General features: G+C 59.2%; 17 protein-coding genes and 1 pseudogene. 5 read left to right on the forward strand and 13 right to left on the reverse strand.

Going from position 1 to position 16,672, the window contains the following annotated elements:
• Window positions 1-26: 26 nt before the first annotated feature.
• The 5 genes from N7573_RS03950 to N7573_RS03970 all read right to left on the reverse strand — a co-directional run bounded on the left by N7573_RS03950 (window position 27) and on the right by N7573_RS03970 (window position 3,357).
• Window positions 27-380: a hypothetical protein gene (locus tag N7573_RS03950; RefSeq protein ID WP_279911969.1), complete on the reverse strand. Its 354-nt coding sequence runs from the start codon at window positions 378-380 to the stop codon at window positions 27-29.
• A 2-nt stretch (window positions 381-382) separates the two neighbouring features.
• Window positions 383-799, reverse strand: coding sequence for a hypothetical protein (locus tag N7573_RS03955; RefSeq protein WP_279911968.1), 417 nt, complete (start codon window positions 797-799; stop codon window positions 383-385).
• A complete protein-coding gene (locus N7573_RS03960) occupies window positions 789-1,556 on the reverse strand; it encodes a hypothetical protein (protein WP_279911967.1) in 768 nt (255 codons plus the stop codon). The genes N7573_RS03955 and N7573_RS03960 overlap by 11 nt, the downstream gene beginning before the upstream one ends.
• A gap of 74 nt (window positions 1,557-1,630) precedes the next feature.
• Window positions 1,631-2,878 carry a hypothetical protein gene (locus N7573_RS03965; protein ID WP_152905172.1) on the reverse strand — a complete coding sequence of 416 codons (1,248 nt, stop codon included), beginning with the start codon at window positions 2,876-2,878 and terminating at the stop codon, window positions 1,631-1,633.
• 170 nt (window positions 2,879-3,048) lie between these two features.
• Window positions 3,049-3,357: a hypothetical protein gene (locus tag N7573_RS03970; RefSeq protein ID WP_032127113.1), complete on the reverse strand. Its 309-nt coding sequence runs from the start codon at window positions 3,355-3,357 to the stop codon at window positions 3,049-3,051.
• Between the two features lie 447 nt (window positions 3,358-3,804).
• Between N7573_RS03970 and N7573_RS03975 the strand changes: the two genes are divergently transcribed.
• Both N7573_RS03975 and N7573_RS03980 read left to right on the forward strand, forming a co-directional pair.
• Window positions 3,805-4,155 (forward strand): helix-turn-helix transcriptional regulator, encoded by a 351-nt coding sequence (locus N7573_RS03975; RefSeq protein ID WP_279911966.1) that lies wholly within the window; start codon window positions 3,805-3,807, stop codon window positions 4,153-4,155.
• 129 nt (window positions 4,156-4,284) lie between these two features.
• Window positions 4,285-5,334 carry a YifB family Mg chelatase-like AAA ATPase gene (locus tag N7573_RS03980; RefSeq protein WP_279703676.1) on the forward strand — a complete coding sequence of 350 codons (1,050 nt, stop codon included), beginning with the start codon at window positions 4,285-4,287 and terminating at the stop codon, window positions 5,332-5,334.
• 92 nt (window positions 5,335-5,426) lie between these two features.
• Here N7573_RS03980 and N7573_RS03985 read toward each other — a convergent pair whose 3' ends face one another.
• From N7573_RS03985 to N7573_RS04000, 4 genes are all read right to left on the reverse strand, one after another.
• On the reverse strand, window positions 5,427-6,455 hold the full coding sequence (locus tag N7573_RS03985) for a patatin-like phospholipase family protein (RefSeq protein WP_256200894.1): 1,029 nt from the start codon (window positions 6,453-6,455) through the stop codon (window positions 5,427-5,429).
• Window positions 6,456-6,475: 20 nt separating this feature from the next.
• A complete protein-coding gene (locus N7573_RS03990; protein WP_164145931.1) occupies window positions 6,476-8,716 on the reverse strand; it encodes a ThiF family adenylyltransferase in 2,241 nt (746 codons plus the stop codon).
• Complete coding sequence (locus N7573_RS03995) at window positions 8,713-9,873, reverse strand: MBL fold metallo-hydrolase (RefSeq protein ID WP_071227700.1); 1,161 nt, start codon at window positions 9,871-9,873, stop codon at window positions 8,713-8,715. Before N7573_RS03995 ends, N7573_RS03990 begins: the two co-directional genes overlap by 4 nt.
• A 327-nt stretch (window positions 9,874-10,200) precedes the next feature.
• On the reverse strand, window positions 10,201-11,508 hold the full coding sequence (locus N7573_RS04000; RefSeq protein WP_143048166.1) for a HEPN domain-containing protein: 1,308 nt from the start codon (window positions 11,506-11,508) through the stop codon (window positions 10,201-10,203).
• 611 nt (window positions 11,509-12,119) lie between these two features.
• Here N7573_RS04000 and N7573_RS04005 point away from each other — a divergent pair.
• Window positions 12,120-12,479: a hypothetical protein gene (locus N7573_RS04005; RefSeq protein WP_071227703.1), complete on the forward strand. Its 360-nt coding sequence runs from the start codon at window positions 12,120-12,122 to the stop codon at window positions 12,477-12,479.
• A gap of 144 nt (window positions 12,480-12,623) precedes the next feature.
• Here N7573_RS04005 and N7573_RS04010 read toward each other — a convergent pair whose 3' ends face one another.
• The gene (locus N7573_RS04010; RefSeq protein WP_177179487.1) at window positions 12,624-13,106 is read right to left on the reverse strand and encodes a hypothetical protein; all 483 of its coding nucleotides are present in this window, start codon (window positions 13,104-13,106) and stop codon (window positions 12,624-12,626) included.
• Window positions 13,107-13,160: 54 nt separating this feature from the next.
• On the opposite strand from N7573_RS04010, the gene istA reads away from it, so the two are divergent.
• Together istA and istB are read left to right on the forward strand one after the other, a co-directional pair.
• Entirely contained in the window at window positions 13,161-14,660 is a 1,500-nt protein-coding gene (gene istA / locus N7573_RS04015) for an IS21-like element ISPa36 family transposase (protein ID WP_003097546.1), read from the forward strand.
• Complete coding sequence (istB, locus tag N7573_RS04020) at window positions 14,647-15,438, forward strand: IS21-like element ISPa36 family helper ATPase IstB (protein WP_003097544.1); 792 nt, start codon at window positions 14,647-14,649, stop codon at window positions 15,436-15,438. Before istA ends, istB begins: the two co-directional genes overlap by 14 nt.
• A gap of 34 nt (window positions 15,439-15,472) precedes the next feature.
• Here the strand turns inward: istB and N7573_RS04025 are convergent, their stop codons facing one another.
• The 3 genes and pseudogenes from N7573_RS04025 to N7573_RS04035 form a co-directional block, all read right to left on the reverse strand.
• The gene (locus N7573_RS04025; protein WP_143048167.1) at window positions 15,473-15,709 is read right to left on the reverse strand and encodes a hypothetical protein; all 237 of its coding nucleotides are present in this window, start codon (window positions 15,707-15,709) and stop codon (window positions 15,473-15,475) included.
• Between the two features lie 87 nt (window positions 15,710-15,796).
• A pseudogene (locus N7573_RS04030) lies at window positions 15,797-15,928 on the reverse strand (IS3 family transposase); the annotation flags it as partial.
• A 174-nt stretch (window positions 15,929-16,102) separates the two neighbouring features.
• Complete coding sequence (locus N7573_RS04035) at window positions 16,103-16,381, reverse strand: helix-turn-helix transcriptional regulator (protein ID WP_071227721.1); 279 nt, start codon at window positions 16,379-16,381, stop codon at window positions 16,103-16,105.
• Window positions 16,382-16,672: the final 291 nt, after the last annotated feature.

Below are 16,672 nucleotides of genomic sequence, written 5' to 3' on the forward strand. Positions count from 1 at the left end.
AGTAATGGCCTAACATATACGTCTCTCTAATGCAGGAATGTGGCCGCAGTCGGAATCACGTCCACCGGTTCAATCGAGATCCACGCTGTGCTGTTCTGCGCCCTGTCGCGGGCTTCCAGCAGATGCATCAGGCGGAAGCGCGAGCGCTGGACGATCCGAAGGATCGCTTCGATGCCCTTCTCGCTGCGATCCTTGATGAACGCCCTGGGTATCTTGTTCTGATTCAGGGCGTCCACAACGGCTTCCAGGGTCAGGTAACCAAGCCGCTGGGTAGAGGCACTGTCGATGAAGATCGAGGCGCTTTCCGCCATGCGCGGCAGAAACGCCGCTAGCAAGGCCTGGATGCTGTCCTGGGAGTGATTGAAGTCGGAGAAGACCATGTCTATTCCGCCGTCAAAGGCGGGGGCCGGGCAATATCGGCAAAGCCGATTTCCTGCCAGTTGGAGACAACGTGATTCTCGACCCCGGCCCACTGGAATACGTGCTTCAGGAAAGCGGGATAGTCCTGCGCCTTTTCCCGCAGCAGATCGGCAAACGGCCCCTGCAGGCCCTCCACAAACCTGATGCCTGGCTCGCTGGAGAAGTGCGAGCCATTGTCGTAGGTGTGAATGACACCGCCACCGTTCTCCCGCAGCGCACCGGCCATCCAGGCCGCAGTGACGCCAAACCCGGTACCCAGTTCAACCACGATGCGTGGGCGCATCCGCTTGACCAAGCTGTACAGCAGTACGCACAGATCCTCGCTTCCGTAAACCCAGCCCATGGACTCGCGCAGCGAGCTCAGCTTTTCAAGCAGCATTCACACCTCCGGCGTTGCCGGCAAGCAACCACGCATCCAACGCATCCTGCACAGCCGCATCGGCCGCGACGGAACGAAGGTAAGGCGAGAATGCATGGAAGGTTACCGCCTCATCCGTCACGTACAGGAGCATCTCTCCCGCTTCGGATCGGAAGGCGTGTGCGGCCGCTCGCGTTAGTTGCTCGCACACACCACCATCGACCTCAACGCTTTCACGGGGAAAGTGGATTCCGTTGTAGTCCCGCCCAAGGAACCACGCAACCACGGGGACGCCCTTCGGCCTGGAAACGTGGAACTGGTGTCTGCGGCGCTCTTCATCATCAAGCTGCCGTTCCTGCCGCCAGTCAAAAAGTGACCATACCGACTTCTGCATGGGGTCTTCGATGCGGGACAGGTCTGGTTCTTCGTAGCCAAAACTGTAGGCGAAGTCAGGCGTGTTCGCGCCTGGAAGAGCGCGTTCGAGTTCAAACCACTGCACGTTCAATGGAGCCAGGCACCGGGACACACCGCGCGTGCCCGTGTCGTGACAGAGACTCACCCCCAGCGCCAGAAGCGGCTGCAGGCGGATATGGAACCAGCGGGCGTCCACTCCGCGCTCGGCCAGAAACTGTTCGATCTGCGTTCCTGCCAGTGAGAAGACCCGATTCACCACATTGGCTCCGCGGAACAGACGCTCGAGATGCGCACCTGGGCTCAAGCGGAGTACTTCGGGCCAGGGTTGGCCCTCCATTACCGGGATCAGTTCATCAATGTGCATGGCAGGGACACCTGTAGCCATGGCCCGCAGGGCGACAGGGTCAAGGTGATCCGCATGGATGACGACCGTTCTGCTCATTGCTGCCACTCCCCATAGCGATACTGCCGCTTCATTTCGGCCTGCATTCGATCGATCATCTGCCCAACCTCACTATTGATGGCGTCCTTGGTCATCAACCGACCACTGAGATCCTGCTCGATCAGGAAGCCGGCAGCGCAGACGGCCAGCCTGCGTTGGACGTGGCGCTTGGCGGTTTCACCCAGGTCCGGCGAGACTTCAAGATGACGTTTCAGCAAGCGGTGGCACACGTAGTAGACGAAGACAGCGTGGATGTAGGAGGAGTTGGGAATGGGATTCCCGGACCAGGGAGATACGACACGATGCTGGTAGTCATTGGCAACGAAGAACCCGTTGGCCAGCTCCCATGCGGCCAGATAGTTGTGGGTGCTTTCATGCATGATGCTCTCCATGCATGCCTCAACCAGAAGTTCAGGGTTATGCGTGTTCAGCAGTCGAATGGAACCCGGCTGCCTCGGCACATGCTCCGAGCCGTAGCGGCCGGCTTCATCGGAGGTGACGTCTGCCGACTTGCGTACGGTGATCCGCCGGACGAAGTTGCGGATGAGAAGGCCGTACATGGGTTCTGCACTATCGATCGCCGCCAGTGCGTCTGACAGCTTTCGCGAGACATGCTCGCGCTCCGCATCGGTCAGCGGCAGGCACGGTTGGCTCAGCACTCCAGAGCGTGGCTCATGATGCCGCGCCGGTGGGCTCTCAAGATCCAACGCGATACAGTCACCCAGCTTCGGCAACTGCCGAAGGGTCCACACGCCCGTGGCATCCTTCTCCGCAACGCAGTCTCCAACCGGACTGTAGAGCTGCCACTGCCGCGCCTCCCTCAGGTACCTGCCTGTCCGTCCCTGTGCCAGTTCGGCGATCGACTTCTCCCGAGCGATGATGTCGTGCAGCGCGCCAAGCGCGCGGGCCTGTTCCTCCGCCCTCTCCTGCTCGTCGGCTCCCGCCTCCAGCCTACCCTTCCGTGCGGACTCCAGGCACAGATACTGCTCACAGAACTCGGAACTGAGCAGTACGCGGGCTTGGTGATCGGCACCGATTGACTGGTACATCTGGTGCATGACACGAGCCATGGCCCCGTACTGCTGGTCGGCAAGCACTTCCTGAAGTCGCGCTCTCATCCTGCGGAGTCTTGACCAGAGGATGCCCTCGACGACCGACTCCATGCTTTCTGTTGCATCTGCGATTTCCATCAGGCAGATCGGGTTTTTTACATCTGGCGGTTGGGCCTGGGCCATCGAACTCATTCTCCTACTCCATGTGGTGATCGCCGTCCTCGCCACTTGCTTCTGGCAGCTCTTATCCACCCTTCAAATCCACTTTGAGGCCGAAGACAAGAAGCCACCTCCGGCCTCCATAGGCTCTGCATGACAGTGATTCACGTGCAAGGGGCGGAGAGATCCCCGCCCCTCTCTCTTCAGACGTCGAATCGGGAATCCGCGGCAATGCGCGAAGCAAATGCCATCTGCTTGCTCGCCGTGTCATGATGGTGATGGGATCCGAATGAATCGGAGTGATGGTGCCCATCTGCGAGAAGCGCGGATTTTTCGTCTCTGAACTCACTGATGCTCAGAGACTGCATATCCGCCTGGATGGACGTCGACGCCGCAATGTCATTGGCGAAATCTCCGTTCGATGCAGCAGCAGAAGCCGAACCTGCTGCCGCGACACCCGCAATGATCAGCGTGAGGGACGAGAGAGTCTTTACAGCAGTGCGTTGGGTCATTTTTCTTTACTCCATGTAATGGCGGGCATTTGATCTTCTGAGCTGCGAACGTGATCAGCGTTGTGGCTCAACTTTATTCAACGGCCCGCCGGCATCCAGCTGCAACCTCGCTGCTGTGCCGCGCACAGCTTCCGCCGCGCGCGGGCGGTTGCGCCCCAGCTTTCACTACGTGCAGAGGGCAACCATCACCAATCGAGTGCTTGAATTTGCGCTTGCGCGCTGGCTCCGAAAGGACGTCACTGTCGCTAACGTCTTGGCCAAAGATAGGGAGGACGCGGCGTTCATCCCGTATCGCCACGTGTCAGAAGCAGCGTCCTCAGCGCATTCAAGAAGATATTCGTGCGAGAACCGACATATGTAGAACTGCTACAGAATTGACGATCTGTATTGGCGCTCACACACTTCCCCGCACGCCCTGTGCAAGGGAGCATAGGAAGGGGAGTATGCATGGAGTTCCGCACTGATTCACTGTCCGCCCGGATCCGCGTTGCGCGTATCAGCAACAGGCTATCTCAAACCGATCTCGCCAAAGCCCTGAACGTAAACCGGGCGACGGTGGGCCACTGGGAACGCGAACTAGGCTTCGTGCCGTCTATCGACCATCTGCATGCGTTGAGCAGGGTCACGTGCGTGAGCGTATCTTGGCTGATTACGGGGAACACCATCGCCGATGGTGGGAAGCCTGAAGGTATGCGCCTGCAGATGGAAGCCCACATGTTGACGGCATCGCGCAACCTTCCGATCTCCCTCCTCGACAACATTGTTGAGTTGATGAGGTCTGCCGAACGACATATCTGACGTCGTCCCGACGACTGAACCACACGTAGTGGCTGGCCGGACAAATCCTATATACACCGCCGGAGTACTCCGATGGTGATCGGCGCACCGCCGCCGCACCATCAAGCGCCCGTCTGCAGGAAACCACACATGAGCCTGGCGCTGGTCCACAGCCGTGCCCGCGCCGGGGTCGATGCCCCACTGGTGCGGGTGGAAGTGCATCTCTCTGGCGGCCTGCCTGTCACTCAGATCGTGGGACTGGCCGAGACCAGCGTGCGTGAGTCCCGCGAGCGCGTGCGTGCCGCCTTGTTGTGCGCGCGCTTCGACTTCCCGCAGCGGCGCATCACTTTGAACCTCGCGCCTGCCGACCTGCCCAAGGAAGGCGGCCGCTACGACCTGGCCATTGCGCTGGGCATTCTGGCGGCCAGCGGCCAGGTCGATCCGCAGTCGCTGCTGCAGTACGAATTCCTGGGCGAGCTTGGCCTGACCGGTGAACTGCGGCCGGTGGCCGGCGCGCTGCCGGCGGCGATTGCGGCGGCCGAAGCCGGACGCATCCTGGTGGTGCCGCCGGGCAATGCCGCAGAAGCTGCTCTGGCCGAGCACGCTGATGTGCGGGTGGCCCGTACGCTACTGGAGTGCTGCGCCGGGCTGGGCAATCCGCGCCTGCTGCCGCCCGTGGAGCGCGTGGACACGACGCCATTGCCGCTACCGGATCTGGCCGACGTGCGCGGGCAGGCGCATGCGCGGCGCGCGTTGGAAGTGGCCGCAGCGGGTGGGCACCATCTGTTGTTGATTGGCAGTCCTGGCTGCGGCAAGACACTGCTGGCCTCGCGCCTGCCCAGCCTGTTGCCGGATACCGAAGAGACTGAGGCGCTGCAGCTGGCCGCTATTGCCTCTGTGAGTGGCGAAGGGCTGGACCCACGGCGTTGGCGGCAGCGGCCCTTTCGGGCGCCACATCACAGCGCCAGCGCGGCGGCGCTGGTGGGTGGCGGCAATCCGCCCTGCCCCGGTGAAATTTCGCTGGCCCACCATGGAGTCCTCTTCCTCGATGAGCTTCCAGAGTGGAACCGCAGTGCGCTGGAGACCCTGCGCGAGCCGCTGGAATCCGGCCACATCCGCATCGCCCGCGCGGCGCGCAGCGTGCAGTATCCCGCGCGGTTCCAGCTGGTGGCGGCTTTTGTGAGAAATCCCACCATGTAAGCATTTAGGTCGTCAGGGGTGACAGAACGAGCCGACCAAATTCTTCACGGCAGACGGGGTCTATTCTAGGGAAATGGAGGCCTTGGGCTCTGCTAGAGCAAGCGTGTAAGCCTTTCACCGTGGATCGCAATTCTGTCGAAGTCGGCTGCGGTGAGCTTGATAAGGCTTGTTGGGAATCTCGCTACGAAGTTTGCCTCCTCCTCATCTGCAGAGTCCGCACTGGTTGGACTGCCGATGTAGATCATTGCTCCCCTATTGGCACTCTTAGAGAGGTAGTGGTGAAAGGAGCGAACCCTCAGTGCATGTGACTGGTCAGACATGATGTCGGCCACGCGCTTGATCCGGAATGGATTCAGAGAGTATTTGCTGAAGCCCATATCCAAGGGCCTTCCTGCATCTGACACCAGGATGAAGTGGCCGTTCGGCTCCTTCGGCTCTCCACTACCCGCATCAAAGAAGGGCTCAAGTCCAAGGTTGTCGTATACGCCACCGTCGTAGAGATGGATTACAGAGCCCGGCTGGGAGTCTACGGTTTCGTGTGCAGGCCCGCTCCAGTTCGCTCGACGCTTCCACCTGAATTTGTCCGCCCTGAGGCGAAGCGGACCAAAGCCGCCTGGGAAGGCGGCCGAGACAGCCATTGCGCTGGCCAGGGGGAAGTTGCCCGCAGCTGCGTAGCCCGTGAGGTAATCTCCCAAGTCTGCACGCTTGAACCGAAAGCGGCGTCCGTTCTCAGCATTGGTCCCATTGATTGACCAATCAGGTGTCGCGGGAAGATCGCAAAGCCTGTTCTCAATGCCCCACCGGCGGCGCAGTGCAGCTGCCAAGAGATTCGAGCGGCTCAACAAGAACCGGAGATTCGAGAGGCTCGACAATTCGCGGAGTGCATCCCACTGGAGGCTGCGTGAGGTGAGTTCATCGCGGAGTGCCGGGTAGATCTGTTCGAGAAACCGCTCTGAAGTCGGCCATGCCATGCCAGAGCGATGCAGCACAAGTCCGGTGATAAGGCTCCCTCCCGACACGCTGGATATCCGAGACACTGACTCCAAACAACCAGCCCTTGCCAGCGCCCGCATGACCCCCAAGTGGAAGGTCATTGCTCTGATGCCTCCACCGGACAGCACTAGATCGATCTGGCGATCTTTCAAGGCTGAACCTCCGCCTGGACAACACGAATGTCATGGCTTCCAACGATGACTTGGATTACCGGAAGGCCTTCTTCGTGCATTCCCATAGCGAGCTCGACCAGCTGCACAAGATCAGCTCGGCTTGGCTCTGGAGGACAGCCGTCTGGGTGGCTGTGCCACTCTCCAACGTATCCAACGATTCCAGCAGTGCGGTTCTGTGCCTCTGCGACAGCCTCTGGCATTCCGGCAACGCCGCGCTCAAACGAAGCGGGCGTACCCTTACTGTCGGCTGGCGCCGGGAGCGCATCTACAACGACGAGCAGGTTCTGCGTGAAGTCGTGGTAACCAAGGAGGATGCCCCCCGTCTCGTTGGGAAGACTATTGCCGCGCAGAGCATGCAGATGTTCGTGTAGGCCTTCATCCATGTAGATGCAGAGACCATTAGCTGCTTGGTGTATCCGCCTATCAGACAGTGGGATCTCTATCGCTTCCGTTTGACCGCTCAAATCTCGCTGCCAGATCAACGCGGCGGCCTGGGGGTTGGCAATATGGACTGGGATGCTCTCGGCAAACTGACAGGCATGAATCATCACACTCGAGTACGGTAGGACCATTGAGATGTCACGGCACGATGCTCCGCTCCAAAACGCTCCGCGATGGCCCTCAAGATGGGCCCTTCCCCAATCGGAATTGATGATGGCGCGGTAGTACTGAGCTTCAATCGTACGCAAGCACCGTTCCTTGGCGACGTCCTCAAGCATCATGACTCCCGACCGACCGGTGGGAGTTACGAACACGCTCACATGCCGTGATCGATCATCCACGACTGCTGACGCCCGCGGGTACCCTAGGTCTGCAGTTGCATCTACGACCAAGTTTGCGCTCCTGAGGGCCTGCGCCAGCTCTGGCGATGTACTGGTAAGGACGTCTTCCTCGAGAGGAGTCACAGCCGAACCGTTACGCGTGACCTCCCTGGCATTCGCGGAGACTGCCAGAACCTTGGGTAGCCCAATCTGTCTATTGAATGCAGTGTGGCGTGACAGATTGTGCGGTCGGACATGATCCTTATCCACTACAGTCCACCGACCCCAGCCAGATCGAACCCATAGGTCCAACAAAGCACTTCCCAAAGATCCAACGCCGATCAATACGCCTTGCGGCCCTGCATCGCTGAAGCCTGACTGGGTGCGTGCACGTTCAGGGCTGTTCTCCCAAAGAACGGTGACTGGATCAAGCCCGATAGACTCCCAACCTTCCTGCGGCTGATTTCCAACAACACCAACTGAGCTGAAGTACCGACCGTCATGCGGGATAAGGGCACCGAGCATAGTTCCGATCTTCAGTGCCCCACCATCAAGGAAGAAGGCGCGATAGGTGATTCCTTCGACCTCGCCAGTCGACGCACGCTTGATGGGAACAGAGAGCAGCACAAGCGTGCTCGGAACCTCATCCTGGCGAGTGAGTCCGCCTGAAGGCGTCGCTGCCTGGATAGCTGCTGTTACAAGCGGAAGCAGGTCCGCTCCTCGCCGTGCCAAAAGCTCATTCAACTGTCCGAGAGTATGCGGATCCCATTCAATCATCCCGCCTTCAATGGGCTCAAGATCTACCTTGACCAGAGTAGCGTGGAGAGACTTGTTGGCAGGCAGTTGATCAACGATGCGCAGTGTCCAGCCATCGTCCTTACGCGCAGCTGCAGCGATGACACTGAGCTTCCCCCTTGCCGCCAGTTGGTCAAGATCCCAAGGGATCAGCAGTTCATGCCGAGACTCAAAGAACAGCATGTCCAAAGGCTGATCGGCCAGATGCAGCTCGCCCTTGGCATTCTTCTCCATCCACCACTGGATCCGAGCAAGAAATGACGAAGGAGTCCAGGTGCGAGCGACAACGGGGGGCGGTTCGAAATACAAGCAGAGCTGAGCTGGGCCCTGCGACGTCACGCTGTTTTGGTGTGCAAGCCTCGGAAAGTCCTTTCGCATTGACCAAACGACCGTTGCCTTCGCATCGTCCTGAGGTACATGTATAAGCATGCGCTCCCGAAAGCGGAGCCCGTATTCATTGTGGGTGGGCACACCGTGGCATTCAACGTCCACCATTAGGTAGACGGTCTCCAGCTCATCTACCTTGGCGCTACGCATCACCTCAATGAGCTTGAAGTCACGGTGAGCATTGACAGCTGCGATCATCGCGCTTGTACGCGATGTGACTGCCGCTAGATCGTCGAGAGCAGTCAATGTATGCGCAAAGTACTCCGAGCTCATGCTCCTGCCCTGGCTGGGCGGGAGGCAACGATGGCCGCAGAGCCAAATGACGACGCTGCTTTCGTCCATGTGACGCCTGCGGCAGCCACCTCAAAGACAATTGGCTTGGGCTTGTTGGCGTTAGGCTCTTCCATGGTGACGAGGAAGGATCTTCCACCAACCTTCTCAAGATAGGACGCGTAGGTTCTGCGGGCTTGAATGTGGGGTGGCTGGACCTGCTCGTAGGACTCTTTAATGTCGGGCACAGGTTTGCAGCAAGCGACGATGTACGAGTCCTTCTTTCCCATCATGAGAAGTTCAGCGACCTTTTCGCAGGGAACAGTGTCCTTCTCCCCCTTTTCTGCCCCGAGTGCCTTGTAGCTGCAGTGATGGGGAATGTTGAAGAGGTCCCAGGCAAGACGGTCTTCATTGCCGTGATACTTCGTAATGTCGACAATTCTCTCCAGGTCGCAGTAGTCGGCATCACCAACTTCCAGGTAGTCGTAGGTGCGGCCGTCTGCCTGGAGCCTCACGTTGAACACCAAGGCTGCTGAGTTGCGGATGATGTCCCCATCGTCGCAATGTTCGACGAAGGGCGAGTGGCAGAAGAACTCCACGTTGTCTTCTTGCAAGGTGAAACCCGGAACGACAGTGCCAGCGTCGACAAACAGGTGATCCCGGGCCGTCAATGCTTCGCCGCGTGCTTCCAACTTGGGCTCCAGCCACTCCATCAGCGCCTCTGGCTGTGAGAAGACCAGAATGCCTTTTCCTTCCAGCAGACGGTGGCGCGCCTCTTGCCTCAGAAGCACGAACTCTTCGCTCTGCTGTTCTTGGGTGGCCTCCTCCAAGAGCATTGCTGCGGGGACCCACAACTGGTCGATCTTGATCCGACCGTCGCCATGATAGACCTTTGCATGCTCCAGCCAGAAGAAGTCAGTGCTTCCCTCGATGTGATCATTGTCTGCGTGGGTGAATGCAACGACGTCGAAGCTTTCCTTGCCTGCGTCGGCAAGGTCTTTCTTGAGAGCTGCCTTCAGATCAATCTCTGGTGTCGACTCTTCTTCCGCGCACTGTTTGTGACGGAAGTCGAAGAGAACTCGTTTTCCATTATCAAGAATGATCTGCGTCGTGTCCCCGTTACCAACCGGGTAGAAAATCACTTGGTGCTTAGTCGCCATCTCGACATCCCCCTGAAAGTTGATCCATCAATCTCAGATTGCCGCCCTGCCGTCTCGAGGCATGAGACCGCGTGCAGCCGGCTGTTTCTGTTCAGCCAAGCGTCTATTTTGTGATGACCATCACTCTTTTCAAGGGCCGGGCGGAATTTTCTTTTGTGTTTGGAGAAGAAGGGCCGAGGCCTTTAAAATCAATAACATAACAAGCCGTCGAATTGTGCGCCGGCTTGTTTGAAGGGATGGTGTCTCGAGGCCACGAGCCCAGGTACGTCACTGAGAGCTGCTCCATCTCGGCAAGATCGATCAGATACACGCACTTCGACGTTTCAACTATTCGCCTGCATCCGGGCCATAGCCCTGCCAAGCGGGCAGCTTAATTGGATTGAGTTCGACACCGATCTTCATGCCCTTGAGCAAATCGAAGAATTTATTTTGAAGATCCCCTTGACCATCATCGAGATGAATGGCAAGCATCAAACTACAGTACAACGCTCTTGCCGCTAGCGCTTCGGCTTTTATCAGCAACGTATGTTTGACGCTAGTTACACCTGTATGCACAATTTCTGATCGAGCATCGTAAATTTTTCCAAGATCCGCATGGACGCGCCTTCGGTCCTCGCCCTTAAAGCAAAGTAGTGACGCGTAGTCAGCCAGAGTAATCTTGATGGGCGCGTGCTTATCGCGAGAGAAAATTGCCTCCATTGATATGACAAAGAATATGAATCGCGCCACGCTATCCTTCTCGCCCACGGCTCGACCAAAGAATTCCAGCGCGTTCCTAAGCTGTGCATTCAAGGTTTTTTCCTCACCCAAGGAGAGCAGCTTGAGGGCAATTGGTACGTCGGGCCGCTTCATTACTTGAAGAAGCTTTCTCTCCAGCGAAATGGACACAGTCAACGGGCGCATCGCCATAACCCGATCAAGCCACCCCGTACGCTTGTTGATGAGGAACAAATAGCTTGGTGTGGCCTCCTTCCCCAGCACCGGCTTCTTTACGCCGAAAACTCGACCAAACAATTCAATTAATCCGATCACGCGGCGAGCAGCTGCACGTGTCTGATGGCGTAGGGAATCCGAAGACCCATGGGTTGGCAGGAGCAACAAAGGATTGCTGCTCAGTGCCTGGTCAGTCTGCCGTTGCTGATGTTCGAATAAGTCGTCCGGCACAGCTTTGGAGTTAAACATCTTGATGCGCTTGTTCAGCGCTTCGCTCGTGGCTGCAGCTGGCACTAGTGTAAATGGACCAACTTGGAATGGGCGAAAAACGCTCTGCCTCTTCGAAGCGAAAGCTATGGGCTGAAAGAACCCTAAAGGGATGACGGCAATATAGTCGAGATGCACCGCTGTTTGTTTCAGCGCAGCATCAAGCCGCGTTGCAAACGCTCGGGCATCGTCGAGATCGCCAGCATTCAGCACTGCATAGATTAAATCGAGCGCGTGCTCCCAACCTATGTGACTACGTGTGTACTCCGACTTATAGAAGGCGGCTCCCAACTTCTGGTTCGCGTAGATGAGCTTGGCTTCCTCATCCTCATCCAACTCATTTCTCTTACGCAGCGCCTTCAACTGGGGCAGAACGGATCTCATGACCCGCTCAACCGCACCGATGTCGATTCCAGGCGTTGTACTCAGTGACATGTTGGCTACGCGTCCGTGTGGTCAGATGGTGTGAATGAGTTCTTAGACCTTCACTATAGCGTCTCCGCATCCTTGCGATGCCGCCGCTGTGACACTTACTCTTTCATCCTGCATCCAGCCAGAGAGGCCACAGTAGGTGAGTGCTTGCATCCCACGTATCTTTCACATTGAAACGCGAAGCCCACCGCGTAGCTGGGTAGGGAACCCGCGAAGATAGCTGTAGTGAATGAGGCAGAATTCTCCCGTCCAAAGATCGTCGCGATCTGAGACTTGCTCAGCTTTGACGGATCATCGCCGATGTCAGCTGGGATCGATGTGAGATAACAAAGAACCGAGGTCGACTCAGTTCCCTTGTGGGGTTTGACATAGCCATCGATTACCCAGATTTGATCGCCGTCGGGGAAGAAGGTGAGGTCAGTCATGCCTGATGTTGCTGGAGTGCATCACCAACATTAGCGGCACCTGGCCTCTTTAATTGATGATGTATGTTGACCGACGTCGCAAATTCGGCTCGCAACCGTCTCATTGCTGGGGAATGCGGCAAGTCACCCTACAGGCCTGAATTCCCGTACCGATATCAACCAACACACAATGGTCAGATAGGAGTAGTGATGAAAGAGGAACTTTGGTTCGTGGCCGAATGCGAGGACCTGGCGGACAATTGCCACTATCTAGTCTGGGTGCATAGGATCGGCTCGTCCGCAAGGCTAACAGTGGACGGTAGGGGTAGAGGGGTTCTTGTTGATGCGAAGACTGAGGACGAAGTCGTGGACCAGATCCTCGTCGTGCTTAAAATGGTGGTCGAGAAGACCCTTAGCCGGGAAGAGGTCGCAAGGGCGACGAACAAACACCTAGAAGATGCGGAGGAGGCATCCTCGGATAGCGAAGCCGACGACTCAGAGCAGATCATTGACGAGGAATCAGAAGAGCCTTCCGAGTCGGCACACCAGCAGCAGGGTTCGGCCTCCTGATGCCGTTCGGCAAGCCCGGGCGCTTGGTAAGCCTGACTGCTCGGGCCTTGTTGGCAGGAAGAAGAGTGGGTCTCCCGCAGAGACCCAGCGCACCATTGCCAATGCCCACAACGGCGCTCTGGTGATTCGACGCATTGAGCAGGATCACTCCGGGCCAGTGGATCTAATGAATCCGCGACCGCCTAGGTAGCGCTGCAAACCCATGTTGCCCTTGAGGAACTCGGCATTAGGGTCGATGCTATCGGGCTGAAGAGCGGCGAGCGGATCCACTTTGCCTTCCGGCCATTTTGCAAAAGTATGAATGACCACTGCCGACATCGGTTCAATGAGCTCTTCTTTTTCTGCCAAGGAAGGACCGCCGCTGTAGTACCCCACTCCGCGGACACCAATGAGGGGCTGCAGGAGTAGATAGAAGCGATGCCGCCAATGTTCTTCCTGTTCCTCCAGAACAAGCTTATGCGGGACGGAAGTCACCCGTTTCTTGATCCACTGATACTGGGTAAGTAGGCGTGCAGCACTAAGCCAGGCGATGCGATCTGGTTCAGGTGGATTGTAGGGCTTGGCATGTTGGCGCGCATCCAGAACTGACCCACTTTCGGCGGTGATGCGCGGGTAAAACTGACCCACCTGAAGCCCACATCCTGAGCATCTTTTGCTCGGGGGATTTCAGGAGTGATCACCATGGTCATGTTGGCCAAGATCCGGCGGATGCATTTCCGCGATGGCCTGCCGCTGCGCGAGATCGCCAAGCGCACGGGCCTATCCCGCAATACCATCCGGCGATGGCTGCGCAGCGGCCAGTCCGAGCCGGTCTATCCCAGGCGAGCCTCGCCCTCCCGGCTCGATCCCTACCGGTCCCAGTTGGAGACGTGGCTGCGTGCCGACAGCCATCGTCCCCGGCGGGAACAACGCACCGCCAAGGTGCTGTTCTCGCAGTTGCAGGCGATCGGCTATCCGGGCACCTACACCCGGGTGACGGCCTTCATCCGCCAGTGGAAGGCGGCCGGCGGCGCCAGCCGCCGCCCGGCCTTCGTGCCGTTGCACTTTCCTCCGGGTGAAGCCTTCCAGTTCGACTGGAGCCGCGAGTACGCCTTCGTCGGCAGCCACGCCAAGATGCCGCTGGATCTCGCCCACGTGAAGCTGGCCTGCAGCCGCGCCTTCTGGTTGGTGGCCTATCCCACCCAGAGCCACGAGATGCTGTTCGATGCTCATACCCAGGCGTTTACCGCCTTCGGTGGCGTGCCGCGCCGCGGCATCTACGACAACATGAAGACGGCGGTGGACGGGATCGGCCAGCACCGGGAACGGCGGGTCAACGCCCGCTTCCACGCCATGACCAGCCACTACCTGTTCGCCGCGGAGTTCTGCAACCGCGCCGCGGGTTGGGAGAAGGGGCGGGTCGAGAAGAACGTGCAGGACCGGCGCCGACAGATCTGGATCGAGGCCGGGGCCCGCCACTGGCCAGATCTGGACACCCTCAATGCCTGGCTCGCCAGCGAGTGCCGCGCCGCTTGGCCGATGCAGGCGCATCCGGATGCCTCCGACATCACCGTGGCCGAAGCTCTGGAGGACGAACAGCCCCACCTGATGCCGATGCCCGCGCCCTTCGACGGCTACATCGAGCGGCCGGTGCGGGTCAGTTCGACCGCGCTGGTCAGCTTCCAGCGCAACCGCTACAGCGTGCCGTGCGAACACGCCCACGCCGTCGCCAGCCTGCGCGTGTATCCCTTCGAACTGGCCGTGGTGGTCGGCGAGGCCGAGGTCGCCCGCCACCGGCGCAGCTTCGAGCGTGATCGGGTCCACTACGACTGGCAGCACTACATCGCCCTGGTCCAGCGCAAGCCGGGGGCACTGCGTGACGGCGCGCCGTTCCTGTCCATGCCCGATCCGCTGCGCAAGCTGCAGCAGGTGTTGCTGCGCCAGCCTCACGGCGACCGCGCCATGGCCCAGGTGCTGGCCGCCGTACCCGTGCACGGGCTCGAAGCGGTACTGGTGGCGGTGGAACTGGCACTCGAGTCCGGCCTGGTGCGCGCCGACCACGTGCTCAACGTGCTGGGGCGATTGCAGCATCCGGACCGCACGATCGAGACGGTCGCCTCGCGAGTGACGCTGCGTCATCCGCCGGTGTCCGATCCGGCCCGCTACGACGCCCTGCGGGAGGCAGATCATGTCGACGCCTGACCTGCCGCTGCGCATGCAGCAGCTCAAGCTGCACGGCATGGCCAGCCAGTGGCCCGAACTGCTGGCCAAGATGCGCCTGCACACCATGGAGCCCGAACACTGGATGGCCGAACTGCTGCAGGCCGAGTCCGCCGAACGGCAGGTTCGTGCCCAGGCCAACCAGATGAAGGCCGCACGTTTCCCCGTCCATCGTGACCTGCTCGGGTTCGACTTCGCGGCCAGTCCCGTTGATCGCGCACTGGTCGAACGACTCCACCAGGGTGACTTCATCCACACCCCCGAGAACGTCGTCCTTGTCGGTGGACCGGGCACCGGCAAGACCCACCTGGCCACCGCCATCGGCATCCAGGCCGTGCGCCAGCATCGCCTGCGCGTGCGCTTCTTCTCCACCATCGAACTGGTCAATGCGCTGGAGAAGGAACAGGCCCAGGGCAAGGCCGGGCAGATCGCCCTGCGCCTGACCTATGCCGACCTGGTCATCCTCGATGAACTGGGCTACCTGCCGTTCACCCCCTCAGGCGGCGCGCTGCTGTTCCACCTGATCAGCAAGCTCTACGAGCGCACCAGCCTCGCCATCACCACCAACTTGGCCTTCTCCGAATGGGGTCAGGTGTTCGGCGACGCCAAGATGACCACCGCGCTGCTGGATCGCATCACCCACCACTGCCACATCCTGGAGACCGGCAACGACTCCTGGCGGCTGCGCAACAGCACCGCCGCCAACAAGACCAAAGCCAGAATCAGGGCAAAGGAGGCCACCACCCAGACCACCAACTGATACCCTCAGCCCCGTACACCGGGTGGGTCAAAGTTCAACGCGCAGCCTGGGTCAGTTTTAAGTGCGCGCCAACAGGCTTGGCATCCTTGGCAAGGGCTTCATAGGCACGTTCCAAGGAAAGGACGGCCTGCTCCAGCATCTGCTTGCTCTCCTGGTCCCGCCGGGTTCCTCGGATTGAACTGGCAGTGATAACCGCTGTAATCGCAGAGCCGATGGCTGAAACTCCGGCAAATACTACCGTTCCAATCGTAATGGCTTCTGTGAAATTCATGAGGGCCGCCCGCGTCAATGTTGGTTCCGCATTCTATCAACGGCCCTGAACGGCTGGACGGAGGACTTGCGTCATCTAACTCCTAGGTTGCAGGCCTTTTGCTGCCATCAGGCGCGCAACCCGGCTCAGGCAGGCACTTTCGCCCCCCTCAACCAGGTTTTCGCGCATGCGACCAGCCCTCAATGTGCCGCGGCTGTCTTCGTGCAGTTCGCACAGTCTGGGCGTAACCGCGCAAGTACTCCATGAGGCAACTCAAACCAGAACAGTCATTGATCAGACAAGGCCGAACGTTGGCAGCAGCTCAACCAAAGAAGGTTCTCCGCTTCACAGGTGGCACCCCCAGAAAGAGCCCACATGAATCATCTGGCTTGACGCGATCGCCACCGTCGCTCGCTAGTGCCGGCCCTTAATCTGGCTGCCGCGCACGCTCTGTAGCATCTTCATGACCTGATCAGATACCTCAGCCGGAGAGAACCCCAAGGCAGCAGCGATGAGGCAGAACTCCAATACGTCCAAGCGTCGGGCCCCAGACTCAACGGAAGAGACTCGCTGCTGAGGCCACCCCAGATGAGCGGCTAGCCGGGTTTGACTGATACCCAACGACTCACGTCGCTCGCGGAGCAGACCGACCAACCGAAGGTACGCACTTTGGTAGATCGTCTTGGTAGCCATCAGGTCCGCCTGGAGGAGCGGAACGAAATCTATGGCCGAGCCGGGCACTACATGAAAATTGTGTAGACGACTTTCCGGTGGCTTGCTAGCATCAGAGCCGGTTGAACTGCCGGGGATCGAGTGATCTATGGTCGTGACCAACAGACCCTCATCCCTCCGTGGCCAGACCTCGATGCGCTGCTAGTATCGCTTGGGCCGTTCTACGCGTGCGCGTGGTGTGCGCTCGAGCGCTCCACTTCGATTTCCGCACCTGTGGCCGCTGACACAGCAGTTGCGCAGCACTTGCTGCTG

Origin of the sequence: Stenotrophomonas sp. GD04054, from assembly GCF_029836955.1 — a bacterium.
GTDB lineage: Bacteria > Pseudomonadota > Gammaproteobacteria > Xanthomonadales > Xanthomonadaceae > Stenotrophomonas > Stenotrophomonas maltophilia_A.